Below are 24592 nucleotides of genomic sequence, written 5' to 3'. Positions count from 1 at the left end.
CGGCCTCATACACTCTCTGTTGAGGACAGTTCACGAACGTTTAAAGGTAACATCATGATCACAGGCGTCGTTATTACGCTCAACGAAGAAAAAAACATTAAAGCTTGTATCGAGTCGCTACAGCAAGTGTGTTCTGACATCGTGATTGTTGACTCACAAAGCTCCGACAAGACAACAGCGATTGCGAAAGAGCTCGGCGCTACCGTCGTTATCCAACCTTACCTTGGCGATGGCATCCAAAAAAACGTGGGATTGGCGCATACTGAAAACCAGTGGATCCTGAGCATAGATGCGGACGAACGCTTAACCAATGAAGCAGTCAAACAGATCCAAGCACTCGATTTAGCCAATACACCACATGATGCGTTCGCCTTTCGTCGCCGTAACCATATTGGTAGCCGATGGATCAAACAGTGTGGTTGGTACCCTGATTACTGTATTCGTCTGTACGATAAAACCAAAACTCGCTTTGCCGAAGTCAAACAGCATGCCGCGGTGCAAGCTAGCAATCCTAAGCCGCTAGATTGTGACCTGATTCATTACTCTTTTGATAATATCGGACAGCTTTTCGCCAAACCGGGACGCAACTTTAGCGGGCGAGCCGCTAAAATCATGTACCAAAAAGGCAAACGTGCCAATGCGTTTTCTCCCTTTGTGCATGGCCTTAACGCCTTTATTCGTAAGTATATTTTTCAACGCGGCTTTTTAGGTGGCGTCGATGGTATGACAGTCGCACTCAGCTCTGCAGTAAACAGTTATCTGAAATATGCCAAATTACTCGAGTTCCAACGCGATCCAAAAGTGTTAGAAAACGAAGACTTCAATAAGGTGTGGTGATCATGCACATTTGCCACGTCAATCTTGCATCTGGGTTTAGCGGCGGTGAGCGACAAACACTCACACTGATCAAACAACAGCTCGCAATGGGTTACCAACTCACTGTGGTCGCTAACCCCAAAAGCCCGTTTGCTGATGAAATTCGCGCGCTTGAACAGTGCCAATTAGTGCTTTGTAAGCATTATACTCGCTCGCATCAGCGTTCAATCACCGCTGACTGCGATGTGGTCCATGTTCATGAAGGCAGAGCCATTTATTGGGCGCTTCTCCAGCGCTTGATACATAGCGTACCCTATATCGTCACGCGACGTATTGATAACCCCCTAAAGCGTAAATGGCTATCTCAACTTGCCTATACACGCGCAAGTACGTTAGTTGGGCTTAGTTCGGAGATTGTCCGCCAGATAACTCGGCGCCACCCTCAAGCGAATGTCGCAACCATTCCTAGCTCTCCGGTTCAGTATCCGGTTTCAGACGCTGACGTCGACGCGATTAAGGCGCAGTTTGCTAATAAGTTTTTGGTCATTCAAGCCGCGAATATGTACGCCCATAAAGGCTTTGATGTCACTATTGGCGCCGCCAAGGTGCTCGAGAAGCACGCCCCTCAGATTCACATCTGCTTACTAGGCGATGGTAAAGCGCGCGCTGAGCTCGAAAAACAGGCACAAGGGCTTGGCAACATTAGCTTTATGGGTAAACAAAGCGCAATGGGGAATTGGTTCGCAGCCGCCGACTTGTTGGTTCACCCTTCGTATAGTGAAGGGCTGGGCTCTGTGATCCTCGAAGCGATGGCTGCAGGCTTGCCTGTGGTAGGTACGAATGCCGGCGGGATCCCCGATATCATCAAAGATGATATATCAGGACGACTTATCGAAGTAGGCAAGCCAGACCAGCTCGCCAGCGCTATCGCAGATATTGCCAATGATGAAGCGCTTCGAGAGCGCCTTATTGCCGGTAGTCTTGAGCAAGCCAGAGCCTGCGATATCCGTCAAACCGCGCTGACTTATCAGACCCTCTACCGTCAGATTTTGTCATCGCAGGCTTGACCAAGTAACGCCTTCTTAGCCTCAGGGAAGTGGCTAAGCAAGGCGGCCAGCTGCTTATCATTACCGCCCTGCCGAATATTAAACTGAGCCAATCCCAGCGAGCGATGCCGTTTTAGCGCAAACGACGGATCACTGTACGGCACTTTCATGCACAAGCTTCCTTGACGTATTGCCATGACTTTTAACCATAAGTCATCCGCACTGGGCGCGAGCTTTGTAAATAAAGCCTGATCCAAAACGTCGTTATGGAGCGAGTGTGGCGGATACAAGATGCCCTCACATCCGGTCAACATCAGTTGATGGGACGGCTTCTCAGGGCGCGCACAATACTGCCAACGCTTATAAGGACGGATAGAGTCGTGACTAACGCTAATTTCATGGCCACGATGACCATAGATATACCCTGGAAGGCAGCGGCATGTGCGAATTAAGCCTTCAATCATACTGTGAGGATACAAGACATCGTCATCGACCGTCACAATATAAGCATCCGGCAGCAGCTCAAGCGTGGGAATAATTTTCTTATAGGATTTAGTGTTGGCGCAAAACTTCACTTCAAGTCCTCGCTCACACTGCTTTTGCAATGAGAGGGGAAGCGTCGTGTCGTTATATTCCTCTTCGTCCAGCCAGAGAATAATGCGGTTAGGTCGACAGGTTTGCTGGGCAAGCGATTCAATCACTAGATAGACTTCATGGACCTTCTCGGCAAAAGACGTCAAACTCACCACTAACGGACTATCAAAGTACGCTGCTTCAGAGGTTAGCGGCTGGTCGCCAACCACCATTTGCTGATGCAGTTGCTCTTGTCGTAAGCGCGTGGCGATAATCCCTTCAATGTCCCGCATATTACGGTGACGCGTTTTTCGCTCTCTAATGATTTTTTTGAGTTTTTTCGCGATACCCATGTCTTTTTTTATACAACGTCCTTAAATGTCGCCAACTCTAGCATAGTTTTTTGAGGAGATAGTGGATTCCCCGCCCAACACGTGAGCTGCTCCGGAATGAAATACCATGGCGGGTTATCAACAAATGAGGGACAAATCGGTATCATGGCAATAAATCGTCGATAGGAGCTTCCTTTGCGCTGGCTATACACCTTTATCCTGACTCTTGTTGCCCCATTGTTATTAGTGGGCCTATATCGAAAGCGTCCCGGGAAACCGGCCGTCGGTGCGCGATGGCGGGAGCACTTTGGCCGTACGCCAGCTGTTGAGGGGCAGCCGATTTGGCTGCATGCGGTTTCTGTGGGCGAAGTGCTCGCCGCGAAACCCGTAATTGCCGCGTTGCAGCAGGCCTATCCGTCCATTCCTCTGCTCGTCACCACCACGACCCCAACCGGCGCAGAGCAGGCAGAAAAAATAGAAGGTATTATCCATCGCTACATGCCAGTCGATTTTAACTTCGCTGTCCGTGGGTTTTTGCGCGCAGTAAAACCCCGCCTGTGCGTGATTATGGAAACCGAGCTGTGGCCCAACACCCTCGTTAACGTCCATCAAGCCGGTGTGCCTATCGTGGTCATCAATGCGCGCTTGTCCGAGAAAGCATGCCGCGGCTATAAACGGATCGCACCGCTATTTCGTACCATGAGCCAAAATATCGATGTGATTTTATGTCAGCACGACAGCGATAAGGCCCGTTTTGCCGAATTGGGGGTTGCTGACAATAAGCTGGCGACGGTCGGCTCGGTCAAATTTGATATTAAAGCTACGGACCCACATCTGGGCCAATCACTGATTGATGACATTGGAGCGCGTCCATGCTGGGTCGCCGCCAGTACGCATGAGGGCGAAGATGCCGTCATGCTCGACGCCCATGCCGCTTTGCTCCGTGATTATCCCGATGCCTTGTTAATTTTGGTTCCCCGTCATCCGGAGCGGTTTGATGGCGTAGAAGCGCAGATCCACACCCACGGACTCAGCGTCCAGCGCCGTACGAGTGACGCGCCAATCGCCCTATCCTCGCAAGTCTATTTAGGGGATACCATGGGAGAAATGATGACATATCTAGCTGCTGCGAACGTGGTTGTCATGGCGGGTAGCTTTCTCGGCCCTAAAGTCGGTGGGCATAACTTGCTCGAGCCTGCCGCGCTCGCCAAGCCACAATTAACGGGACCCAGCTACTACAATTTCCAAGTGATTGGTGACACCTTGATTGAAGCGGGCGCCTTGCAAGTGTGCAACGACAGCCGCGATATTGCCGCGAAGATCGGTGCCTTTTTCTCATCGCCACCACTGGGCGCGCAAGCAGGACAAGCCGGATTACAGGTTGTTGAGCAAAACCGAGGGGCGGTCGAACGCACCTTGCAAGCACTGTCGCCTTGGTTAAATCGCTAACCCCTATTTGCGAATCTTGTTATAGCCTTTTAGCACGGCGGCCCAATCTTCGGGCTGCCAATGGATTTGACGTTTTTCCTTCTCTTTTTTAAACGAGCGATGCAAACGCGCTAAGTTGTCTTCTTTCCATTGTTCACCATCACGCTGCTGGCATTTGTCGAAATCAATTAACCACAACTTGCCTTTCTTATCGCGAAGAATGTTATGAATATTGAGGTCAGTGTGACAAACACCGGCATCGTGAAGCCGTCGAACGAGTCGTCCGATGGCTCGATAATCATGAGCCAATAGTGCATGTTCACAGAGAATAGCCACAAGATCGCGCGCGCCTGGCACTTTTTCAACCAGAATATCTGCCCGATACGTGCGCCCAGATTTGACCGCGCGCGCCGCAACCGGTCGAGGCACTGGCAACTTTTTCGCCCGCAAGTAGGCGAGTAACGTCAGCTCCGCCCCGCAACGGGTTGTCTCCCAACCGGTGAACCAGTACTGATCTTTTACCAGCTTACCGAACAAACCGCCCCGATAATAATGGCGCAATGCCATTTCCATCTTAGGACCACGCACAAAAAACGTCGTACCGCGTCCCTTTGCTGATCCCGTCACCGCGGCTTGCTGATGCCAATAGTGAATATCGAAATAGTGGCGTGGATCCCCTTCCACCAACTCAGGGTCAAACCAAATACATTCGTTGTCGCGCTGTTCTACTTCTATACTCACTGTTTTTCCTATCTTGCGGTCGCTGCAGCGCCTATCAGTGTAACGTGCCTATTTTCAGATTCACAGACGCGCCACGATGAAGAACAATGCGTCTCGATGCATGATTTGATAACCTCTGCCCAGATAACACATCAAAAGGACAACCCTGTGACCAAGAAACAACTGACCCGTGTGATTTACCCGGGCACGTTTGACCCTATCACTAATGGCCATCTCGATTTAGTCGAACGCGCTGCAAGCATGTTCGATGAGGTCATCGTCGGTATTGCCGCAAGCCCCAGTAAAAAACCCCTGTTCGACCTGGACGAACGCGTCGCCTTAACCCAAGCGGTAACCAGTCATTTGCCCAATGTCTCTGTGGTCGGTTTTTCTGGACTACTGGTGAATTTTGCCAGGCAATACCAAGCCAACATTTTGGTACGCGGTCTACGTGCTGTCTCTGATTTCGAGTACGAGTTCCAACTGGCTAACATGAATCGCCGTTTGATGCCTGAGCTTGAAAGCGTGTTTCTCACCCCATCCGAAGAACACTCGTTTATCTCATCGACCTTGGTCAAAGAAGTGGCACTGCACGGCGGCGACACCAGTGAGTTTGTACACCCTGATGTCTTAACCGCACTTTGCAATAAGCTTCACGTCAATACGCCATCATAGTGGCTGGCAATGCGGGCAGAATACCGTTGCCCGCTGCCCAATCACCACACGCTCTAATACCGTCTCGCATTGCGGGCAAGGTTCGCCGGCTTTGCCGTACACCCGAAGCTCCTGAGCAAAATAACCTGCTTTGCCATCTGCATTGGTAAAGTCTTTTAAGGTCGTACCCCCTTGGGCAATCGCCGCCGCGAGCACGGTTTTTATCTCATCGACAAGACACGCTGCTTCTGAGTGCGTCAGGCTCCCTGCTGGGCGTTTGGGGTGGATCCCGGCACAAAAAAGAGATTCATTGGCATAGATATTCCCCACGCCAACGACCACCGCGTTATCCATAATGAAGGATTTCATCGCCAGTTTTTTACCCTTCGCACGCGCCAGTAAATAATCAGCGTTAAAAGCGTCACTTAATGGCTCAGGGCCAAGCTTGCTCAGCACTTGATGCATTGTATCCTGCGCTTGCCACAGCCAAGCGCCAAATCGTCTTGGGTCGTGATAACGGATCATCATATTGTTGCTGAGGATGACATCCACATGGTCATGCTTTTCTGGGGCTAAGCTGGCGGGTAATACCCGTAAACTGCCCGACATCCCAAGATGCACAAGCGCCGTCCCCAGATCGCACTCGAGCAACAAATATTTGGCACGACGTGTTATCCGGCGAATCACTTGGCCTTGGAGCAATTGCAATTCATCAGGCACCAGCCAGCGCAGCTGTGGTTGGCGAACAATAATTTGGGTGACGGTCTGACCTTCAACATAGGGAGTGATCCCCATGCGACTGACTTCAACTTCAGGTAATTCAGGCATGATAAGGACTTTTACTTACGACTTAGTCAACGGAAAAAGGTAACGGCTATCAACAGACACCGCCAGCCATTGGCCTTGCTCATTTTGCATTAACCAAAATTGCGGCTGCTGATAATAAGTAATACGGATAGGTTCTTGATCAGGACTACGCAGTAGCTCAAGGGTCCGCGGTGCGGTTAGTTGCGGCCGCAGCGATTGCAAGGTGGCGTCATTCACTTGTGTCCCTTTCAGCCCCAGCCAACGCTGAGCGAGCTCCGTGGGGCTAATCAATAACGGCTTATCGGTTTGCCAACCATCGAGCGTACGCGTCAAGGTTAAGTGAGAGAAGCGCAGCGCGAGCACCTCACTGCGCGACGTCACCAAGGCAATCACACCGTCAGGCATATCTCGGGCGTGGCGTTGGTGGCGCAGGTAGTCAGGCAATAGCATTAAACCGAAAAAGATCACCACGGAAAAAATGAGGATGTTGTTCCACGTTTTTCGTTTTAGCTTCATGAGACACCGCCACTGGATACCCGACTTTGTTAATCAGCAGTATATACACAAATGAGGCTGGCGTTGATAGCTAAGCGACCGGATGGCCCAGCGAGGAAAAATAGTTATAAAAAAACCCAGCCTAGGCTGGGTCTTTCTCGAAACTTTCAACCAATTACTTGATTTTGGCTTCTTTATACATAACGTGCTTGCGAACTACGGGATCAAATTTTTTGATCTCGAACTTGCTTGGCATGTTACGTTTGTTCTTATCTGTGGTGTAGAAGTGACCAGTACCAGCAGAGGATACTAGACGAATCTTCTCGCGAATGCCTTTAGCCATTCTCTAAGTCCTCTTATACTTTCTCACCGCGGGCACGCATTTCTGCTAGTACAGAATCGATACCTTTTTTGTCGATGATGCGCATACCTTTAGTAGATAGACGCAGTTTAACGAAGCGTTTTTCGCTTTCTACCCAGAAACGATGAGTTTGCAGGTTCGGCAGAAAACGACGCTTGGTGGCGTTATTAGCGTGAGAGCGGTTGTTACCAACTACAGGACGCTTGCCAGTTACTTGGCATACTCGTGACATGAAAGTCTCTCCAAAATCGTTTCAGCTCGATATCAACCTTGTCCGCCAGTCCTGCAAATTCAAGGTCAGGCTCAAGGTCAAGGCTATCAAAGGTGGCGCATTATACTAACTGAATTCACATTGCTCAAGTCCCGAGCAGATCCTTTTGCGCTCTTTTTGATCGTTTTTTTCGCCAAAGGCGATCCTCAAAGGGATAACAACCAACCTCGTTCGGCGAAGGATACCACTTCTCCGTCCCCAACCACCAGATGATCAAGCACACGAATGTCGACTAATCCCAACGCTTGAACAATTCTTTCGGTGATTTGGCGATCGGCCTGACTCGGCTCTGCCACACCCGAAGGGTGATTGTGGGCCAATATCAGCGCCGACGCATGCAATTCGAGTGCGCGGCGCACAATTTCACGCGGATACACACTCGCCGCATTGTGAGTGCCCTCAAAGAGTTGCTCATCGGCAATGACACGGTGTTGATTGTCGAGAAATAACACATAAAACGCTTCGCGGGGCCGATCTCGAAGCAACGTCGACAAATAACGGCGGGTATGATCAGGGCTGGTCAGTGCATCGGTTTTACTTAACGTTTCTTTTAAATAACGGCGGCTAAGCTCCAATACCGCCTGAAGCTGGGCATATTTCGCGCTGCCTAGCCCTTTGTGCTGACAAAACGCAGCTTGGTCAGCACCCATCAGCGCACGCAACGAGCCAAAGTCATTTAATAGGTAGTCGGCCAGCTCGACCGCACTCATCCCCGTCACCCCAGTTCGCAAAAAAATCGCCAGTAACTCGGCATCAGACAAGCTCTGTGCCCCTCTACTCAGCAAACGCTCTCGTGGGCGGCAATCTTGCGGCATGGTTTTTAAGCTCATGATCGTTCTCCCTTTACTGAGCCAGTCGTCGGCTACGACAACGCCGATAGTAGGAAGAGAGCGCCGCCTTGATACAAGCGCATCATGGCAAGGTTGCGTTACAGTCGCCTATTTTTATTCCCCGTTGCGTGTGCTTTTCAGCAGACATCAGCCCATATCACAGCCAACCTGGCTCACACCGTGCGAGGATTCATGCGCTTGAACAAGATTTTTACGCTAAGGATTATGGTATGGTTGCGCCATTCACTGACAACGATATCACGCATTATGGCCAGTTCTTCACAACAGCCAGCCCAGACGCTGGCAGGAAAACGTATACTGCTCGGTATGGGCGGCGGCATTGCCGCGTATAAATGTGCCGACCTCACTCGACGTCTTATTGAACGTGGGGCGACGGTCAAGGTGGTGATGACTCGCGCAGCAAAAGAATTCATCACCCCGCTGACCATGCAAGCCGTTTCCGGTCATCCGGTATCAGATAGCTTACTTGACCCCGCCGCTGAAGCGTCGATGGGCCACATTGAATTAGCCAAGTGGGCAGATTTAGTCTTGCTCGCCCCCGCGACCGCCGACTTAATTGCACGCGTCCATGCTGGCATGGGCAATGATCTGCTCACCACGGTGTGTCTCGCCACCGATGCGCCGATTGCGATTGCACCTGCAATGAATCAACAGATGTATCGTGCAGCTGTCACGCAAGCCAATATCGCCGCCTTGGGCGCGCGCGGTTGCCTGATTTGGGGGCCCGACAGTGGTGCACAAGCCTGTGGCGATGTCGGCCCGGGGCGCATGCTAGAGCCGATGGCGTTAGTGGCAGAATGTGAGCACTGGGCCGGCCCTACACCTCTAGTTGGCAAGCACATCATGATCACCGCCGGGCCAACCCGAGAAGCACTCGACCCGGTGCGCTATCTTTCCAACCATAGTTCGGGAAAAATGGGCTATGCGCTCGCAGAAGCCGCCCGAGCACTGGGTGCCACGGTCACCCTAGTCAGTGGGCCAGTCGCACTGCCAACGCCCACCGGCGTGCACCGTGTTGATGTGACCAGTGCACAACAAATGTATGAAGCCGTCCATGCCAGCATTGCCTCACAAGACATTTTTATCGGCTGTGCGGCCGTAGCGGATTATCGTCCCCAAACCGTTGCCGAGCAAAAGCTGAAAAAACAAGCCGATAAAGATGCCATGACAGTCACCATGGTGAAAAACCCTGACATTATCGCCTCGGTAGCTGCGCTGTCGGATACAAGGCCTTTTACCGTTGGCTTTGCGGCAGAAACACAGGATATCGAGACCTATGCACGCGATAAGCTTGCACGTAAAGGGCTCGACATGATTTGTGCTAACGATGTCTCGCTTTCAGACCAAGGATTTAATAGCGATCACAACGCCTTACACCTTTTCTGGCCGAACGGTGATCTCGCACTACCGTTAACAGAGAAAGCATCCTTGGCACGCACTGTGATGACACATATCGCCAGCCGTTATCACGCGGCGGATACCAAAGCGTAACGTAAAAAAACGCCGTTACATCAAGTGTAAAAGCGTGCGCCAAGGCCACGCTTTTTGCTTTTAATACAGGCACCTCACCGCTAAGATAAAGAGCATGACTAACACGCTTGGTGGCACCTCGTCCTGATGCTTCCTTTACCGCCCGCCAACGTGAGAATAAAAGACAAAGGAATCGCATGAATGGCAGCCCCGAAAAAAAATAATCGCCGCGAAGAGATCCTCCAAGCGCTCGCGCAAATGCTGGAATCCACGCAAGGCAGCCAGCGCATCACGACCGCCAAATTGGCCGCCCAAGTTGGCGTCTCCGAGGCCGCACTCTATCGCCACTTTCCCAGCAAAGCACGCATGTTTGAGGGCTTAATTGAGTTTATTGAGGACTCATTACTGTCCCGCATCAACCTGATTATTGATGAAGAGAAAGACACCTTAGTGCGTCTTAAGCTCATTCTGCAGTTGCTGCTTGGATTTGGTGAGCGCAACCCAGGGCTGACGCGTATCATGACAGGCCATGCGTTGATGTTCGAGCAAGACCGCTTACAAGGTCGCATCAACCAATTGTTTGAGCGTGTTGAAGCACAGCTCAAGCAAGTACTTCGGGAAAGACGTTTACGAGAAGGGAAAGGCTTTCCGCTCGATGAAGCGGTGCTTGCGAGCCAACTAATTGGCCAAGTTGAAGGCAGTTTGTGCCGTTATGTGCGCTCATCTTTCAAACAACTGCCTACCGCCAACTTTGAACAGTACTGGCAATTGCTCACCAGTCAGCTGCAATAAGCCATGCAAGCAATCAGGCGCGCCGTGGCGCGCCCAGTCAAGGTTAAATACCATACTCTGCTTGATAGGTTTTGACCGCTGCCAGCTGTGCCGGATCAGCCTCGCTTTGCTCTAGATAGGTCACTAAGTCGCTTAAACTAATGATAGAGACAACGCGGCAGGCAAAATCACGCTCCACTTCTTGAATCGCAGACAGCTCTCCTTGGCCCCGTTCTTGGCGGTCAATCGCCACCAAAACACCGGCAAGTTGCGCACCTTGCGCCTGGATCAGCGCCATAGATTCACGAATAGCAGTACCAGCGGTGATCACATCATCCACCAACATCACGCGACCTTCGAGCGCACTGCCCACTAACTGGCCGCCCTCGCCATGATCTTTTGCCTCTTTGCGGTTAAAACAGTAAGGCGTATCCACATCATGATGATCGGCAAGCGCGACCGCGGTGGTGGTTGCAATCGGGATCCCCTTGTACGCAGGGCCAAATAGCACATCGTAATCAATCCCAGCATCCATTAATGCAGCGGCATAAAAACGACCCAATTTTGCTAAATCACGTCCGGTATTAAACAAACCTGCATTAAAGAAATACGGGCTCTTACGGCCGGATTTCAGGGTGAATTCACCAAACTTTAAAACCTGCTTTTCAAGGGCAAACTCAATAAACTGGCGCTGGTAGGCTTTCATTCCATCCTCTCACTATTAAAACGGTTGTGACGGTTATGTCACGGGCTCCATCCTGTTCTCAGGGCAAAAAAATAGCCCCCAATGTGGGAGCTATTCAATCTGTTATGCGTCGGCTAACGCCGATTTTTGGGCAACGACAATGTCATCAATGCCCTTCTTGGCCAGTACCAACATGGCATTGAGCTCATCGGGAGTAAATGGCTCTGCCTCAGCGGTACCTTGTACCTCAATCATACGGCCATCTTCGAGCATCACCACATTCATGTCGGTGTCTGCCGCGGAGTCTTCGACGTATTCCAGATCGCAAATTGGCGTTTGCTGATAAATACCCACCGACACCGCTGCGACGTGACCTTTCATAGGGTTCGCGGCAAGTTTGCCATCACGCACCATGGCATTGAGTGCGTCAGCCAGAGCAACGCTCGCTCCCGAGATAGATGCAGTACGCGTGCCGCCGTCGGCCTGAATCACATCACAATCGACTGTAATGGTGTACTCACCCAGCGCGGTTAAATCAACCGCTGCACGCAGGCTGCGCGCGATCAGACGCTGAATTTCCATCGTGCGGCCACCTTGTTTACCGGTCGACGCTTCTCGACGGTTACGCGTATGCGTGGCACGTGGCAACATACCATATTCTGCCGTCACCCAGCCTTGGCCCTTGCCTTTTAAAAAGCGTGGCACACCCTCTTCGACAGTGGCGTTACAAATGACTTTTGTGTCGCCAAAGCAAACCAGCACAGAGCCTTCTGCGTGGGCAGTAAAACCGCGGGTAAAGCTAACGGGACGAATTTGGTCGAGCGCTCTTCCACTTGGACGCATGCAAGTAACCTTTTGGGCAGATGAAATTTGCCCGCGATTATACGTGTTTCTTGCCACGCTTGCGATCCCTGTCGGCACATCTTGCCAACACAGCTGACGCATTGCAGGTGGATGCGTATAATCAAGCCATTCACTCTTTGCACACACAAGCAGGTACCAATGATCCACAGCATGACCGCCTACGCACGACACGAAATCAAGGGCGATTGGGGCAACGCCGTTTGGGAAATTCGTTCCGTCAACCAGCGCTATCTCGAAACCTACATTCGCATGCCCGAACAACTGCGCAGCCTTGAGCCCGTCGTGCGTGAGCGCTTCCGCAAGCGCCTTGCGCGCGGCAAAGTGGAATGCAACTTACGCTTTGATACCTCGCAAGCCAATCAAGACAAGCTCACCATTAACGAAGCCTTAGCCAAGCAAGTAATTCACGCCGCCAAATGGGTGAAAGAAACCGCTGGAGAAGGCAACATCAATCCGTTTCAGGTCCTGAATTGGCCGGGGGTAATGGAAGCCCCAGAGCAAGATACCGACGAGCTGCATCGCGCCCTAATGACTGGTCTTGATGAAGCACTCGACGCCTTTATCGCCGCGCGTGCGAGCGAAGGTGACAACATGAAGGCGCTGATTGAACAGCGATTAGATGCGATTAGCGCTGAAGTCATCAAAGTGCGCGAAAAGATGCCTACCGTGATTGAATGGCAGCGTGAACGCTTAACCACACGGTTAGAAGAAGCCAAAGTGGAGCTCGATCCAACTCGCATCGAGCAAGAAATGGTGATGCTGGCGCAAAAAGTAGACGTTGCGGAAGAGCTTGACCGCTTGGACTCACACGTTTCAGAGGCGCGCAAAATCCTCAAAAAAGGCGGCGCCTGCGGCCGACGCTTGGACTTTATGATGCAAGAGTTCAACCGCGAAGCCAACACCCTCGCCTCCAAATCAATCAGCACCGAAATCACCGCCTCCGGCGTCGAGCTCAAGGTGCTTATCGAACAAATGCGCGAGCAGATCCAGAATATTGAGTAATGCTCGTGGACATCAATCCATACCCAATAATTATGGATTACATAAACTCTATAACTAAAACTAACCTGTTCACGTAACCCTTACATTCTGAGGGTCAAGTGTAGTCAGTGGGGTGTACTTTCTCGCTATTTTGAGTAGCTAGATTTTACTCCCCCGACGCTGGAATGAAAGATGCGATTCAAATTACCCGAAAGTCGTTAATTACTAGCCAAAAAGATGACACCGATTAGGCTTACCCGAAAATTCAAAATAGGCAACGCGGCCGGCTACAGCCGATCGCAAGTGTGTCGGCTATTGGCTCTGAAGTATGAACCCGAAACACCATAACTAGACCCTCCCTATCAATCATCCATCAGATAGCTATCTTGCAAAACAAGATCTTAGTAACATAGTGGGTAGCCAATAATGGGATGAGCCCGGAGTTCAGAATGTTTGAGCAGTTGTCTGATGTGTTTACGCATGCCGCCTTTAAGTATTTGTCGAATGTCGATGCCGACCCCAAAGCATCAAATCAACACGAAATCGGTGGCCTCCCCAAAGCGGGTATAGGTGAGCATTTAGGCATGCCCGACGATGGAACTCAGCTTTCTATCCCTGCTACATTTGTTTACCTTGATGATGACGACTCGCCGTTGATCTATGACGATAACGTAACTTGGTATGACAGCCGTTATACCGATCCGAAAAGAGGTGCGGAGTGGCGGCTTTATTATAAGTCGAACGACATCACTAGCAGGTTTCAGCCCGGCGACTTTATGATGATTACGCTTACCCACGAGCGAACTCTGCTTATCATCTTTTGCCCGCCCGATAGTGAGCAAGAAACACAAATCCGCGCCATCTTTGGTGCGCAAACCACCGATGCAGCAAAAACCGGCTTGAAAAAAGTCCAGATAGATAGCCGCTTAGCAGTGCCTATTCGCCTAATTTTTGCCCGTTACGGCATTGAAATTGGACATACAAGAGCGGACCTACTTGATGAGATTCTCGAGCGCTTTGGCAATACATTCCCTAAAACACGCGAATTTTCCCAGTTTGCTCGTGATCATGCGCAAGATGTCAGCCCGGTCGAAACACCCGACAAAGCACTTATCGATTGGATGGAGCTTGAAGAAAGCGCCTTCAGGCAGCTAGAGCGACACATCGTCCGGGAAAGACTTAAAGAAGGGTTTGGAGAGCACGGTGACGATGTTGATCTCTTCGTTAGCTTTTCACTGAGCGTACAAAATCGGAGAAAATCACGCAGCGGCCATGCGTTTGAAAACCATATCGAACACATTCTTACCGCGAACCAGCTCACCTTTGAACGCGGAGCGCTAACCGAAGGGCGCCAGAAGCCAGACTTTTTATTCCCAGGATCGGCAGCCTATCAAGACCTCAGTTTCCCTGCAGATAAGCTACGTATCCTCGGGGCGAAAACCACTTGTAAAGATCGCTGGCGACAGGTCCTAGCCGAAGGCGCTCGCATACCGAAAAAACACCTGATCACCATGGAACATGCCATCACTGAAGCACAGACATCACAGATGCGCGATCAGAACCTGCAACTCGTCGTCCCAGAAGCATTCCACAAAACATACACGCAAGCGCAGGCCTCTTGGTTAATGACACTGCGCGACTTTATAGATGAGGTACGCCAACTAGGCTAAGACACTGTCTATTAAATCGTGATGTAACACCAAAAGGCTGTATACATGATCAGTGAAAAATAGAAAAAGGGAATTTTGTGTGATAAATTTTCACTCATAAATCCCAAAGAAGACAGCCACCATGCTGAAAAAAGAATACGTGCTTGGTGATCAGGCCGACGAACAGCGCATTTTAGAACAACAAAAAGCATCCGATGCGCTGTTAAAGCTACTGGTAGAAATTTACGATCAGAAAAACCTCAGCCAGAAACTAAATTGCGAGGAAACGGGCCTACAAACCGGTATTTTTCGCGAAAAGCTCAACCGCTGGCATAAGGACCCGCAAGCGAACCCTATTCTTATCGAGCCACAAACCCTAGATAAGATCCGGGAAGCACTACTGCCCCCCAAACCAGCGCATTGGGATAACCCAGAATTTACCTTTATTGACCTCTTTGCGGGGATAGGTGGGCTACGTAAAGGCTTTGAGGACATTGGTGGTAAATGTGTTTTTACCAGCGAGTGGGATAAGAACGCCCGTCGCACCTACTTGGCCAACCACTACGTAGATGAAAAAGAGTTACCGTATTTCATCAACAACGAACAAGAAAACCCACATCGTCACACTGGGATGATGGATATAACAAAGGTCACACTCAGTGGTGAGCCCGAAGCCTTACCACAAGATATTCAGCGTAGTATTGACTTTCATATCCCAGATCACGACGTATTATTGGCTGGTTTTCCTTGCCAGCCCTTTTCGCTCGCCGGCGTTTCTAAGAAAAACTCCCTGGGCCGCGCACATGGTTTTCAGTGCGATACCCAAGGCACCTTGTTTTTTGATGTAGAGCGTATCCTCCACTATAAAAAGCCGAAATTTTTCGTACTCGAAAACGTTAAAAACTTAAAAAGCCACGATAAAGGCAATACCTTCGCCACCATTGTTCGAGCGCTTGATAGCCAAGGTTACCACTTGCTAAACATCTCGGATCAAGGACGTAATATCGAAGAGGCTATTCGCACGGTCAGACAACGCCGCCAGGATCCAACCATCATCGACGGCGCGCACTTTACACCGCAACACCGGGAACGCATCGTATTGGTGGGCATTCGTCGCGATCTCATCGCGCAATATCCCTCGATAAAATCACTGGATATGAACGATATCCCTGTCCCTAAAAAACACTATACCGTGCAGGAAATCCTGTGTGTGCTTTCTGACCAAGAGAAGAAACGCTACACGCTGACGGAAAATCTGTGGAACTATCTGTACCACTACGCCTTGAAGCACCAAAGCAAAGGCAATGGTTTTGGCTTTGGGCTTGTCGACCCAAGAGACCCCCAAGCTATTACACGTACACTTTCCGCACGTTATTACAAAGACGGCTCTGAAATACTGATCAACCAAGATGGGCTCTCGGTCGATTACCTCGCGAACAAACGGCAATATGCCATTGCAAAGAATATGGAAAGGGAGCAATTTGCCCAAGCGTACGCACTGCAACAGGCTGAACAAAAAGCGAACTACCGTGAACATGAATTTAAAGCATGGATAAAAGAAGCAGAGCAAAGCTATGATGAGCAGTACGGTCGCTATGCCCCAGAATTTGATGCAAGCTACAAAACACCAAGACGCTTAACCCCCAAAGAATGCGCCCGTTTAATGGGATTCGAAAAGCCCGAGTATGATCGCAGCCCCACTGATCGTGATTTTAATATCGTATGCGCAGACACCAGTGCGTATAAGCAATTCGGTAACTCAGTAGTCGTACCCGTCTTTAGAGCCGTAGCTAAACTGATGGCGCCTGCAATACAAACAGCTTGCCAACGCGATAAGAGCGAAAAAGTCGCCTAACCCACCACGACCAGCCCGCCGCGCCCCGCAGGAAATGACCAATGGCGCCGCAAAGGTGGGCTAAGGCACGAACGCGAAGCCGAGACCATAGTAAAAAACGAATGTTAGAAAAACAACCACGCCCCTCATCAGAGGGGCGTGTGCTTAACTGACCGCTTCAGGCTTTTTTTCGGCCACCGGTTGCTCGGCGCGGCGCTTGTGTTTGCGATATTTGGGGTGGGTGATTGGGATCGCGGAGAGTAGCTTTTGGGTGTACTCATGCCGGGGATGATGGTAGACGGTTTCGGTCGGCCCCTCTTCTACCACATGACCAAAGTACATCACTGCCACCTTATCGGAGATATGGCGGACCACCGATAAGTCATGGGAGATAAAAATCATCGCCAAGTTCATCTCTTGCTGTAACTTCAGCAGCAAGTTAAGAATCTGTGCCTGCACCGACACATCCAAGGCAGAGACGGATTCGTCACAAATAAGCAGCTTCGGTTTAAGGGCAATTGCCCGTGCAATACCAATCCGCTGGCGCTGACCGCCCGAAAACTCATGCGGATAGCGGTTAACCGCATCGTGGGGCAAGCCGACTTTGTCTAATAGCTCAAGTACCCACTGACGACGCTCTTTCGCGGTGCCAATATTGTGAATAATAAAGGGCTCTTCTAAGATCCCGCCAATGGTATGGCGCTGGTTTAGCGATTCGAGCGGGTCTTGAAAGACAATCTGCATGTCTTTACGCAGTGGCCGCATCTGGCGTGGCGATAAATGCGTGATGTCTTTACCTTCAAAGAAAATTTTCCCTTCGGTCGGCTCAAACAGCTTAAGCATGGTACGGCCAAGGGTACTTTTGCCACACCCCGACTCGCCCACCAGCCCGAGCGTTTCGCCTTGTGACACCGAGAGCGATACGTCATCGACGGCTTTAATGGTGTAGCCTTGACGAAGCAGGCCTTTGCCCGAGACAAAATACTGCTTCAGATTTTCTACTCTGAGGACTTCCTTGCTCATCTCGTTCTCCTGCAACTACGTGGATGATGGCGCAGCATCAAAGTCTTCCAACGGACGAATATCAATCATCTGCTTGGGTTGATGGTGACGCCCTGGCATTAATCCCAACAAACGCTTGGTATACGGATGGGCTGGGTGATCAAAGAGTGTGAAAATATCAGCCCGTTCGCGAATTTGGCCATCGTACATCACCGCCACATCGTCACATACCTCAGCGACCACTCCCAGATCATGGGTGATAAAAATCACCGCCATGCCGGTTTCTTCTTGCAGCTCGTTAATCAGATCCAGAATCGAGGCCTGCACCGTTACATCCAAGGCGGTGGTTGGCTCATCACAAATCAAGATATCGGGCTTGCAGGCCAGTGCCATCGCGATCATTACCCGTTGACGCATCCCGCCGGACAGGTTATGCGGATACTCGTTCAGCCGCTTTTCTGGCATCGGGATTTTCACCTTAGCCAGCATGTCGAGCGCACACGCCGCGCGGGCTTTTTTGTCGAGCTCTGGGCGGTGTAGCGTCAAGACTTCATTGATTTGCCGACCAATGGTGTGCACAGGGTTTAACGCTGTCATCGGGTCTTGAAAGATAATCGAGATCCGATTGCCGCGCATTGCGTAGCGCTCTTTGGCTGGCAGAGTGACCAAGTCGGTCCCGCGGTACAAGATTTCGCCGCCCGTGATTTGCCCATATGGCTTAGGGAGTAAGCCCATAATTGACATCGCAGTAACACTTTTGCCGCTGCCCGACTCGCCCACTAAGCCGAGCGTGCGCCCGGCTTTGACCTCAAAACTCACCCCGTGAAGTACCTCACGGGGGCCATCGTCAGTGGTAAAATTAACGGTCAAATCCTTAACCGAAAGAATGACATCCTGCGTCATAATCGCCTCTACAGCTTGTATCTGTCATCAATGATGGTCACCGGCTCAAACGTTTTACCTTCGTCCATAGCTTCTTCGGTGGCTTCTTTCATCTCTTCATCAATCCAGAAGGTGCCAAAGCCCATCACGCGGCCACTGGTGACCATGTTTTCGGTGCGCTTGGTCATCGCGTTATCTGGGATTTGTACATAACGCCAAAAACCTTGACGCACATACGGCACCATATAACCGGGGGCAATCACGCTCGCCTCAGAAATCTTAGCGCGGATCTGGTGCGACAGCTGATACTTCTTCTCCAGATCAAACTCCGTTTTGTACGCCATAATTAACGCATCCAACTCTGGAGCGCTGTAATTGGTATGGTTATTGGTTTGCGCTTTATTGGCATTATCTGAGTGGAAATATTCCCAGTAGGCAGGGATCTCTGAGGTGCCCATATTGAGAAAGGCAATTTGATGCTTTTTCTCCAGCACGTATTTAAACGCCGATGAACCATCAACCAGATGAATGGTAAAATCCAAACCCGCTTTCTTCGCTTGCTCTTTTAAGTAAGCAATACGCGGCGTGTGGTGTTGATAACCATAAGTGATCGCAAAGCTTAAACGCTCGCCTTTGTCGTTGATACGAATACCGTCTGGCCCCACCTGATTAAAGCCGGCTTTTTCGAAATAGCTGATCGCTTTTTTAGGATCAAACGCTGGCGGTGTCGCCCCATCGTTATCGTATTCACCATGACCAAAGCCCATTGCATGCGGCTTACGCGAGTAGTCGCCTCGAGTGATTTTTTTGATCATGCCATCAAAGTCAGTGGCATAGATGATGCCTTTGCGTACATTGATGTCATCCAGCAATGGCATTGCAGTGTTCAGCCACAGGCCGCCCGCGCCAACAGGAACCTCGTTATACCCCCAAAACTTGGTGATATAGCCTTTTTTATAAGGGTCAGATTGGGTTTTATCATGCCACACATCCGGCAATAGCAGGTCGAACACATCCAGGTTGCCCTTCTCAAAGTGCTTCATGGCAATGTCGTTATCCCGGATCACACGTAGGCGAATTTTGTCGACGTTATAGCGATGTTGATAATACGGGTTGGTGTAACCCCACCAGTCATCCACATGCTCAAAGGTGACACTACGGCCTTTTTGCACCCGCCCTAACGCATAAGGCCCCACTGTAGGCTCGGCCTTAAAGTTGTAGCGGCGCACAAAGTCGTCAGCAATACCATCTTGGTTTTCATCTTTACTTGGATTGGCGTAAAAGTGCGCTGGGCGTGGGATCAAACTACCCAAGGTATACATCAACTCATCATCGTTTTTCTCTACCGCGGCCGATACCGCAATAGTGTGTTGATCAATTTTCTCTACCCCACCAATGGTGTTGGTGTAGTACTCGTTGTACCAAGGCGCAACAATATCTTTGGAGCGATAAAACTGCATCATAAAGACAAAATCATCGGCGGTGACGGGCTCACCGTCCGACCAGGTCGCGTCTGGATTCAGCTTAAAGTAGATGGTTTTATTATCGTCACCATAAGCCCACTCATTGGCCAAATCAGGGATCCATTCCAGCGTATCTGGATGACGTTTTACCAATGAGGGCATTTCATCGAGAAAATAGCTACGCAGGCCTGAGTTGGAGTCTGGACCCACCGTGCGCAAAGTTTGAGGAAAAGAGTTTAAGTGTGAGCGCAGAGTACCACCGCGCTTTGCCTCAGGTGAGCCAATTTTGGGCGCATCCCAATTGGTTTGCCAATTAAGGTTTTCAGGTAAATCCCCCGCCCAGCCGCTGAGGCTAAACATCGAGATTGAGGTCGCAAGGATCAGTTTTTTCATCGTGATTTCCTTATCGTGATTCATACACTGCGCGTTGTGTTTAAAGTTAGTCGTAACGGGTGAATTTTTTCGGATCAAACGCGGCGCGCACCGCTTCACCAATGAAGGTCACCATCACCAATACCACCACCAGTGAGGTCACCACGGACGCAACAATCCATGGCGCGTCCAAATTCGATTTGCCTTGCTGTAACAGCTCCCCCCAGCTTGGCGTCGGTGGCATCAGCCCCAAGCCGAGATAATCCAACGCCGTTAGCGCGGTAATATTGAGGGCAATGGTAAAAGGCGCCAAGGTAACAATCATCACCATGGTGTTGGGTAAAATATGCCTGAAGAGGATCCGGCTGGTCGACGCCCCCAGCGCCCGAGCAGCCATCACATAATCACGGGCCGACTCTTTATAGGTCATGGTGCGCATATACCAAGTGATCGCCATCCAACCAAACAGTACGTTAATCCCCACAAACAGGGCAAAAGTCGGCTGGAGAATCGAGACCAATATCATGATCACGTACAAAAACGGCACCATCGACCAGATTTCGATAAAGCGCTGGAAAAACAAATCAAACTTGCCGCCCCAAAAGCCCATCGCGCAGCCTACCGCAGTGCCGATCGCATACGAGGCGGCCATGGTCAACAATGCAAAACCCATTGCGGTACGAAAGCCATAGACAAGGCGGGCGAGAATATCGCGTCCGATCTCATCAGTGCCAAGATAGTGCTTGTCCGCTGCGCTTGGCGCGGTCGGCGGGAAGTCTCCGCTAAAGTCTTGTTCAAGCGGGTTCCACGGCACCAGTGGCATCACCACATAATTATCACCGCCTTGCGCGGTAAAGGCTTTGGCGAGTTGACGATAGTTAGCTTCGCTAGTGCCCACTTGACCAAAGTCACTCGCCAAGTGCACATCACTCAGTACGGGGAAATAATACTCGCCGTCGTATTTGACCATTAACGCTTTACTGTTAATGAAAAACTCGGCGAACAGCGATAACACCAGCATCAAGGCAAGGATGATAAACGACCAGTAACCGCGTTTAATTTGCTTAAAGCTGCGGATTTTCTTTTGAGTTAAAGGGCTAAACGTCAACATATCAAGATCCAAACTTCACGCGAGGGTCAACCATAGCAACACAGATATCTGAGATAATGTTGCCAGCCAGTAGTAAAAGCGCATTGATGGCGACAATGCCCATCACCACCGGATAGTCACGCTCCATAATGGACTCATAGCCAAGCAAGCCAATGCCGTTGATATTAAAAATCACTTCAATCAAAAAAGCGCCAGTCATAAAGAACAATAAAGAGTTACCAAAATGGCTAGCTATCGGAATTAAGCTGTTGCGCAGCGCGTGCTTGCGCACCGCCGAACGGAACGGTAATCCTTTGGCGATGGCTGTGCGGATATAATCGGCAGATAAATTTTCCATCAGGTTGTTTTTCATCGTCATGGTCAAAGTAGCGAAGTCACCAATCAGATAACAAATCAGCGGCAGTACCGCATGCCACATCACATCTTTGGCGCGCTCCCAAAAACTGGTCGCGTCGTAGTAGGCATCGCCAACAAAGCCCCCCATCGGGAACCATTCGAGGTGATAGCTAAACAAGGTGATCAGCAATACCCCCACCACATAGCCGGGTAAGGCAAACCCAATAAAGATCAGCACAGAGGAAGAGGAGTCAAACACCGAACCGTGTTTGAGGGCTTTGTAATAACCGAGCGGAAGAGAAATAAAATAACTGATAAAGAAGGTCATTCCGCCGTAAAACAACGAGACGGGCAGACGCTCGGCGATCATGTCGGTGACCGGCTCGTAATAGCGCGTCGACTCGCCCAAGTCCAAGTTGGCCAGTTTGCCCAGCCAATCAACATAGGCTTCTAGCACGGGTTTATCGAGCCCGTAAAAGGCGCGCAACTCGGCAATTTGGTCTTCCGACAACGCCGAGCTGTCACCGGCTCGCTGCATGCTAGAGCCACCATCGGCTTGTGCTTGCATTTGCGTCATCATCCGCTCGACCGGTCCCCCAGGCACGAGACGGGTGATACCAAAGATCAAAATGGTAATGCCAAGAAAAGTCGGCACCACCAACAACAACCGACGTAAAAAGTACGACAGCATAGTCCACTACTCCCTGTTAACTATGTTTCAGCTAACTGATGCTTGGGCAGGCGACATTGGCCTACCTTCTCACAAATGGTTTTATGCCATCCTAGGCGTAAAAACATTTATCCGTATGACACGCTTCAATTAAGTGGTCTATATTTATCTTGATTCGCCCTGTCGATCAACGATAACAGCCTGTCACCGTGTGATTTTTTGAAAACTGCCGACCTGCCTCAAATCAACCTATAACGCGATATTTCTCTAATCACGTTATCATCAAAAGCAATAAACAACACAGTCAATAGAAGAAAAAGTTTGGAATAAAATGCACTAAGGATGATATTTCATGTCACCCAACACGCCGCTCTATTGAGAAAGATCCTTGTAACAAACCTTGACCAAGCCTGCATGAAATCCAATACAAGCCAATTGTAAAGCACTTAGCTTTGCGACTATTAAATTTCATAACCATTCAAACCGATATAAGCGCATAGAGTTGGTAGTATTCACTAAAAAATTTTCCCTATTCGACATTTAGCTCTAGACCAATAGGCACATTAATAACAAAACTATAAATTAAATGAAGCACCTATGTATTGCGTCACAGTCACTCACATTGACCAAAAAGACAAAAGCCCTTGTCTCTATTTGCGTTAATGGAAAGCGTCTCTCCTCATTAAATGCCCCTACAGGAAGAGGGTTGGTAATTTCCAGCAATCCTCTACAATTGGTTGGGTTATGCCGAGCATGCAAATGCTCGGCTTTTTTCACCCTATTAACCCAAAGAGTGCCTGATGGAGTCTGTCTCTCGCGCGAAGCGCTTGTTTTCTACCACCCTGCCCATGCTATTCGGGGTGCTGTCACTGATGAGTTTTCAGTTAGTCGACAGTGCATTTATCGGCCAACTTGGGGTGCTTCCCCTTGCTGCGCAAGGCTTTACCTTGCCCATTCAAATGATCATTATCGGGATTCAGGTCGGGTTAGGTATTGCCACGACCGCGGTCATTTCACGCGCGCTCGGCGCGGATAAGTGCAATTACGCCAAGCAACTCGGCGGCTTAATCCTCCTGATAGGGACCCTCGGTGTCGCGGGTTTCGCCCTGCTTTTGTATGCGCTACGTCACCCGATATTAATGTTACTCGATGCCCCTCAGAGTGTATTTCCGGTGATTGATAGTTATTGGATTATTTGGCTGGTCAGCGCTTGGGCGGGGGCGGTGCTGTATTTCTTTTACAGTATTGCGCGGGCCAACGGAAACACCTTGCTGCCCGGCTCCATGATGGTGGTCACTAGCCTGTTAAACTTGGTCCTCGATCCTGTGTTCATTTTCTGGCTCGATTGGGGCATAAATGGCGCCGCCGTCGCAACCCTGATCGCTTTTGGTAGCGGTGTGGTCATTGTCGCGCCACGGGTTATTCGCAAAGGTTGGATCTCGATGGCGTGGCACGATTTAGACATTGCCAAAAGCGTCAAATCCATCGGCCATATTATGGGGCCAGCGATGATAAGCCAGCTGCTACCGCCCGTCTCGTCCATGCTGGCAACCAAACTACTCGCCGGCTTTGGCCCTGCGGCAGTTGCGGCATGGGCGGTGGGATCTCGCTTTGAATTTTTTGCGATTGTATCTGTGCTTGCATTAACCATGTCGATGCCACCTATGGTGGGTCGCCTACTGGGTAAAGGTGATCTCACCGAGATCCGTCATTTGGTGAAACTGGCCTGTCAGTTTGTCTTAGGCTTTCAATTGCTGATCGCTGTAGTGACCTGGTTTGCCGCCGATCCACTCGCTCAACTCATGACCAGCGATCAGCAAGTGACTGACATTTTGCATTGGCACCTGACCTTAGTGCCGTTTAGCTTAGGCGCTTTGGGCGTGTGCATGTTGATGGTCTCCATTACTAATGCATTAGGCCGTTCATACACTGCCTTGACCATCTCCGCCCTTCGTCTGTTCGCATTTTTCTTGCCATGCTTATGGTTGGGTGCACAACTGGCTGAGTTATATGGATTATTTGTGGGCGCTATAGTCGGCAATATTCTCGCTGGCGCAGTGGCTTATGGTATGTATCGACGCGCAATAGCTAAGCTTATGACACGCGAGCCCCTCTAAACTGACTCAACAGTCACCGCTATCATCGACT

24 protein-coding genes are annotated in these 24592 nt (G+C 50.3%); 10 read left to right on the top strand and 14 right to left on the bottom strand.

Going from position 1 to position 24592, the window contains the following annotated elements; all coding sequences use genetic code 11:
- Window positions 1-54 precede the first annotated feature (54 nt).
- Complete coding sequence (locus tag BZJ19_RS02825; protein ID WP_077674546.1) at window positions 55-837, top strand: glycosyltransferase family 2 protein; 783 nt, start codon at window positions 55-57, stop codon at window positions 835-837.
- 2 nt (window positions 838-839) lie between these two features.
- Window positions 840-1883, top strand: coding sequence for a glycosyltransferase family 4 protein (locus tag BZJ19_RS02820; protein ID WP_077674545.1), 1044 nt, complete (start codon window positions 840-842; stop codon window positions 1881-1883).
- Here the strand turns inward: BZJ19_RS02820 and BZJ19_RS02815 are convergent.
- Window positions 1859-2728 carry a hypothetical protein gene (locus BZJ19_RS02815; RefSeq protein ID WP_131826380.1) on the bottom strand — a complete coding sequence of 290 codons (870 nt, stop codon included), beginning with the start codon at window positions 2726-2728 and terminating at the stop codon, window positions 1859-1861. The genes BZJ19_RS02820 and BZJ19_RS02815 overlap by 25 nt on opposite strands.
- A gap of 234 nt (window positions 2729-2962) precedes the next feature.
- Here BZJ19_RS02815 and waaA point away from each other — a divergent pair, with 234 nt between their 5' ends.
- The gene (gene waaA, locus BZJ19_RS02810) at window positions 2963-4216 is read left to right on the top strand and encodes a lipid IV(A) 3-deoxy-D-manno-octulosonic acid transferase (RefSeq protein WP_077674543.1); all 1254 of its coding nucleotides are present in this window, start codon (window positions 2963-2965) and stop codon (window positions 4214-4216) included.
- Between the two features lie 3 nt (window positions 4217-4219).
- On the opposite strand, the gene BZJ19_RS02805 is transcribed toward waaA, so the two are convergent.
- Window positions 4220-4930, bottom strand: a complete 711-nt coding sequence (locus BZJ19_RS02805) for a 3-deoxy-D-manno-octulosonic acid kinase (RefSeq protein ID WP_077674608.1) — start codon at window positions 4928-4930, stop codon at window positions 4220-4222.
- Between the two features lie 102 nt (window positions 4931-5032).
- Here BZJ19_RS02805 and coaD point away from each other — a divergent pair, with 102 nt between their 5' ends.
- A complete protein-coding gene (gene coaD, locus BZJ19_RS02800; protein WP_077674542.1) occupies window positions 5033-5590 on the top strand; it encodes a pantetheine-phosphate adenylyltransferase in 558 nt (185 codons plus the stop codon).
- Here the strand turns inward: coaD and mutM are convergent.
- From mutM to radC, 5 genes are all read right to left on the bottom strand, one after another.
- Window positions 5585-6397 (bottom strand): bifunctional DNA-formamidopyrimidine glycosylase/DNA-(apurinic or apyrimidinic site) lyase, encoded by an 813-nt coding sequence (mutM, locus tag BZJ19_RS02795; protein WP_077674541.1) that lies wholly within the window; start codon window positions 6395-6397, stop codon window positions 5585-5587. The two genes, coaD and mutM, sit on opposite strands and share 6 nt — an antisense overlap.
- A gap of 15 nt (window positions 6398-6412) precedes the next feature.
- Complete coding sequence (locus tag BZJ19_RS02790) at window positions 6413-6892, bottom strand: hypothetical protein (RefSeq protein WP_077455069.1); 480 nt, start codon at window positions 6890-6892, stop codon at window positions 6413-6415.
- A gap of 154 nt (window positions 6893-7046) precedes the next feature.
- The gene (gene rpmG / locus BZJ19_RS02785; RefSeq protein WP_069590895.1) at window positions 7047-7214 is read right to left on the bottom strand and encodes a 50S ribosomal protein L33; all 168 of its coding nucleotides are present in this window, start codon (window positions 7212-7214) and stop codon (window positions 7047-7049) included.
- Between the two features lie 13 nt (window positions 7215-7227).
- Window positions 7228-7464 carry a 50S ribosomal protein L28 gene (rpmB, locus tag BZJ19_RS02780; RefSeq protein ID WP_069590897.1) on the bottom strand — a complete coding sequence of 79 codons (237 nt, stop codon included), beginning with the start codon at window positions 7462-7464 and terminating at the stop codon, window positions 7228-7230.
- A 185-nt stretch (window positions 7465-7649) separates the two neighbouring features.
- Window positions 7650-8333, bottom strand: coding sequence for a RadC family protein (gene radC, locus BZJ19_RS02775; RefSeq protein WP_077455068.1), 684 nt, complete (start codon window positions 8331-8333; stop codon window positions 7650-7652).
- 267 nt (window positions 8334-8600) lie between these two features.
- Here radC and coaBC point away from each other — a divergent pair, with 267 nt between their 5' ends.
- The gene (gene coaBC / locus BZJ19_RS02770; RefSeq protein ID WP_069590911.1) at window positions 8601-9845 is read left to right on the top strand and encodes a bifunctional phosphopantothenoylcysteine decarboxylase/phosphopantothenate--cysteine ligase CoaBC; all 1245 of its coding nucleotides are present in this window, start codon (window positions 8601-8603) and stop codon (window positions 9843-9845) included.
- 180 nt (window positions 9846-10025) lie between these two features.
- Entirely contained in the window at window positions 10026-10616 is a 591-nt protein-coding gene (gene slmA / locus BZJ19_RS02765) for a nucleoid occlusion factor SlmA (RefSeq protein WP_069590901.1), read from the top strand.
- A gap of 43 nt (window positions 10617-10659) precedes the next feature.
- Here the strand turns inward: slmA and pyrE are convergent, their stop codons facing one another.
- Together pyrE and rph are read right to left on the bottom strand one after the other, a co-directional pair.
- Window positions 10660-11301, bottom strand: a complete 642-nt coding sequence (gene pyrE / locus BZJ19_RS02760) for an orotate phosphoribosyltransferase (protein WP_069590903.1) — start codon at window positions 11299-11301, stop codon at window positions 10660-10662.
- Window positions 11302-11403: 102 nt separating this feature from the next.
- Window positions 11404-12123 carry a ribonuclease PH gene (rph, locus tag BZJ19_RS02755; RefSeq protein ID WP_069589051.1) on the bottom strand — a complete coding sequence of 240 codons (720 nt, stop codon included), beginning with the start codon at window positions 12121-12123 and terminating at the stop codon, window positions 11404-11406.
- Between the two features lie 159 nt (window positions 12124-12282).
- Between rph and BZJ19_RS02750 the strand changes: the two genes are divergently transcribed.
- The 3 genes from BZJ19_RS02750 (at window position 12283) to dcm (ending at window position 16629) form a co-directional block, all read left to right on the top strand.
- Window positions 12283-13146, top strand: coding sequence for a YicC/YloC family endoribonuclease (locus tag BZJ19_RS02750; protein WP_069588942.1), 864 nt, complete (start codon window positions 12283-12285; stop codon window positions 13144-13146).
- A gap of 428 nt (window positions 13147-13574) precedes the next feature.
- The gene (locus tag BZJ19_RS02745; RefSeq protein ID WP_069588944.1) at window positions 13575-14795 is read left to right on the top strand and encodes a type II restriction endonuclease; all 1221 of its coding nucleotides are present in this window, start codon (window positions 13575-13577) and stop codon (window positions 14793-14795) included.
- A 121-nt stretch (window positions 14796-14916) separates the two neighbouring features.
- Window positions 14917-16629 (top strand): DNA (cytosine-5-)-methyltransferase, encoded by a 1713-nt coding sequence (gene dcm, locus BZJ19_RS02740; RefSeq protein WP_069588946.1) that lies wholly within the window; start codon window positions 14917-14919, stop codon window positions 16627-16629.
- 144 nt (window positions 16630-16773) lie between these two features.
- Here the strand turns inward: dcm and BZJ19_RS02735 are convergent, their stop codons facing one another.
- Genes BZJ19_RS02735 through BZJ19_RS02715 form a run of 5 tightly spaced genes read right to left on the bottom strand, consistent with a single transcriptional unit; the run spans window position 16774 to window position 22465 of the window.
- A complete protein-coding gene (locus BZJ19_RS02735) occupies window positions 16774-17631 on the bottom strand; it encodes an ABC transporter ATP-binding protein (protein WP_077674539.1) in 858 nt (285 codons plus the stop codon).
- Window positions 17632-17646: 15 nt separating this feature from the next.
- Window positions 17647-18513: an ABC transporter ATP-binding protein gene (locus tag BZJ19_RS02730; RefSeq protein ID WP_069588948.1), complete on the bottom strand. Its 867-nt coding sequence runs from the start codon at window positions 18511-18513 to the stop codon at window positions 17647-17649.
- 8 nt (window positions 18514-18521) lie between these two features.
- Window positions 18522-20348, bottom strand: coding sequence for an extracellular solute-binding protein (locus BZJ19_RS02725; protein ID WP_077674538.1), 1827 nt, complete (start codon window positions 20346-20348; stop codon window positions 18522-18524).
- 46 nt (window positions 20349-20394) lie between these two features.
- The gene (locus BZJ19_RS02720) at window positions 20395-21438 is read right to left on the bottom strand and encodes an ABC transporter permease (protein WP_069588952.1); all 1044 of its coding nucleotides are present in this window, start codon (window positions 21436-21438) and stop codon (window positions 20395-20397) included.
- Window position 21439: 1 nt separating this feature from the next.
- Window positions 21440-22465, bottom strand: coding sequence for an ABC transporter permease (locus tag BZJ19_RS02715; RefSeq protein WP_069588953.1), 1026 nt, complete (start codon window positions 22463-22465; stop codon window positions 21440-21442).
- A 779-nt stretch (window positions 22466-23244) separates the two neighbouring features.
- Between BZJ19_RS02715 and BZJ19_RS02710 the strand changes: the two genes are divergently transcribed.
- On the top strand, window positions 23245-24561 hold the full coding sequence (locus tag BZJ19_RS02710) for an MATE family efflux transporter (protein WP_077674537.1): 1317 nt from the start codon (window positions 23245-23247) through the stop codon (window positions 24559-24561).
- The last annotated feature ends 31 nt before the right edge of the window (window positions 24562-24592 follow it).

It is taken from the genome of Salinivibrio proteolyticus, assembly GCF_001996165.1.
In the GTDB taxonomy this organism is placed as follows: domain Bacteria; phylum Pseudomonadota; class Gammaproteobacteria; order Enterobacterales; family Vibrionaceae; genus Salinivibrio; species Salinivibrio proteolyticus.
This window is presented reverse-complemented; position numbering and strand designations above follow the sequence as displayed.

Excerpts from the sequence above, each read along its gene's own strand:
- rpmB (WP_069590897.1), bottom strand. The coding sequence starts at position 7,464 with ATGTCACGAGTATGCCAAGTAACTGGCAAGCGTCCTGTAGTTGGTAAC.
- BZJ19_RS02820 (WP_077674545.1), top strand. The coding sequence starts at position 840 with ATGCACATTTGCCACGTCAATCTTGCATCTGGGTTTAGCGGCGGTGAG.
- BZJ19_RS02725 (WP_077674538.1), bottom strand. The coding sequence starts at position 20,348 with ATGAAAAAACTGATCCTTGCGACCTCAATCTCGATGTTTAGCCTCAGC.
- slmA (WP_069590901.1), top strand. The coding sequence starts at position 10,026 with ATGGCAGCCCCGAAAAAAAATAATCGCCGCGAAGAGATCCTCCAAGCG.
- dcm (WP_069588946.1), top strand. The coding sequence starts at position 14,917 with ATGCTGAAAAAAGAATACGTGCTTGGTGATCAGGCCGACGAACAGCGC.
- BZJ19_RS02720 (WP_069588952.1), bottom strand. The coding sequence starts at position 21,438 with ATGTTGACGTTTAGCCCTTTAACTCAAAAGAAAATCCGCAGCTTTAAG.
- BZJ19_RS02825 (WP_077674546.1), top strand. The coding sequence starts at position 55 with ATGATCACAGGCGTCGTTATTACGCTCAACGAAGAAAAAAACATTAAA.
- pyrE (WP_069590903.1), bottom strand. The coding sequence starts at position 11,301 with ATGAAAGCCTACCAGCGCCAGTTTATTGAGTTTGCCCTTGAAAAGCAG.
- BZJ19_RS02750 (WP_069588942.1), top strand. The coding sequence starts at position 12,283 with ATGATCCACAGCATGACCGCCTACGCACGACACGAAATCAAGGGCGAT.
- rph (WP_069589051.1), bottom strand. The coding sequence starts at position 12,123 with ATGCGTCCAAGTGGAAGAGCGCTCGACCAAATTCGTCCCGTTAGCTTT.
- coaBC (WP_069590911.1), top strand. The coding sequence starts at position 8,601 with ATGGCCAGTTCTTCACAACAGCCAGCCCAGACGCTGGCAGGAAAACGT.
- BZJ19_RS02730 (WP_069588948.1), bottom strand. The coding sequence starts at position 18,513 with ATGACGCAGGATGTCATTCTTTCGGTTAAGGATTTGACCGTTAATTTT.
- BZJ19_RS02790 (WP_077455069.1), bottom strand. The coding sequence starts at position 6,892 with ATGAAGCTAAAACGAAAAACGTGGAACAACATCCTCATTTTTTCCGTG.
- BZJ19_RS02710 (WP_077674537.1), top strand. The coding sequence starts at position 23,245 with ATGGAGTCTGTCTCTCGCGCGAAGCGCTTGTTTTCTACCACCCTGCCC.
- BZJ19_RS02745 (WP_069588944.1), top strand. The coding sequence starts at position 13,575 with ATGTTTGAGCAGTTGTCTGATGTGTTTACGCATGCCGCCTTTAAGTAT.
- mutM (WP_077674541.1), bottom strand. The coding sequence starts at position 6,397 with ATGCCTGAATTACCTGAAGTTGAAGTCAGTCGCATGGGGATCACTCCC.
- BZJ19_RS02715 (WP_069588953.1), bottom strand. The coding sequence starts at position 22,465 with ATGCTGTCGTACTTTTTACGTCGGTTGTTGTTGGTGGTGCCGACTTTT.
- rpmG (WP_069590895.1), bottom strand. The coding sequence starts at position 7,214 with ATGGCTAAAGGCATTCGCGAGAAGATTCGTCTAGTATCCTCTGCTGGT.
- BZJ19_RS02815 (WP_131826380.1), bottom strand. The coding sequence starts at position 2,728 with ATGCGGGACATTGAAGGGATTATCGCCACGCGCTTACGACAAGAGCAA.
- radC (WP_077455068.1), bottom strand. The coding sequence starts at position 8,333 with ATGAGCTTAAAAACCATGCCGCAAGATTGCCGCCCACGAGAGCGTTTG.
- BZJ19_RS02735 (WP_077674539.1), bottom strand. The coding sequence starts at position 17,631 with ATGAGCAAGGAAGTCCTCAGAGTAGAAAATCTGAAGCAGTATTTTGTC.
- coaD (WP_077674542.1), top strand. The coding sequence starts at position 5,033 with ATGCATGATTTGATAACCTCTGCCCAGATAACACATCAAAAGGACAAC.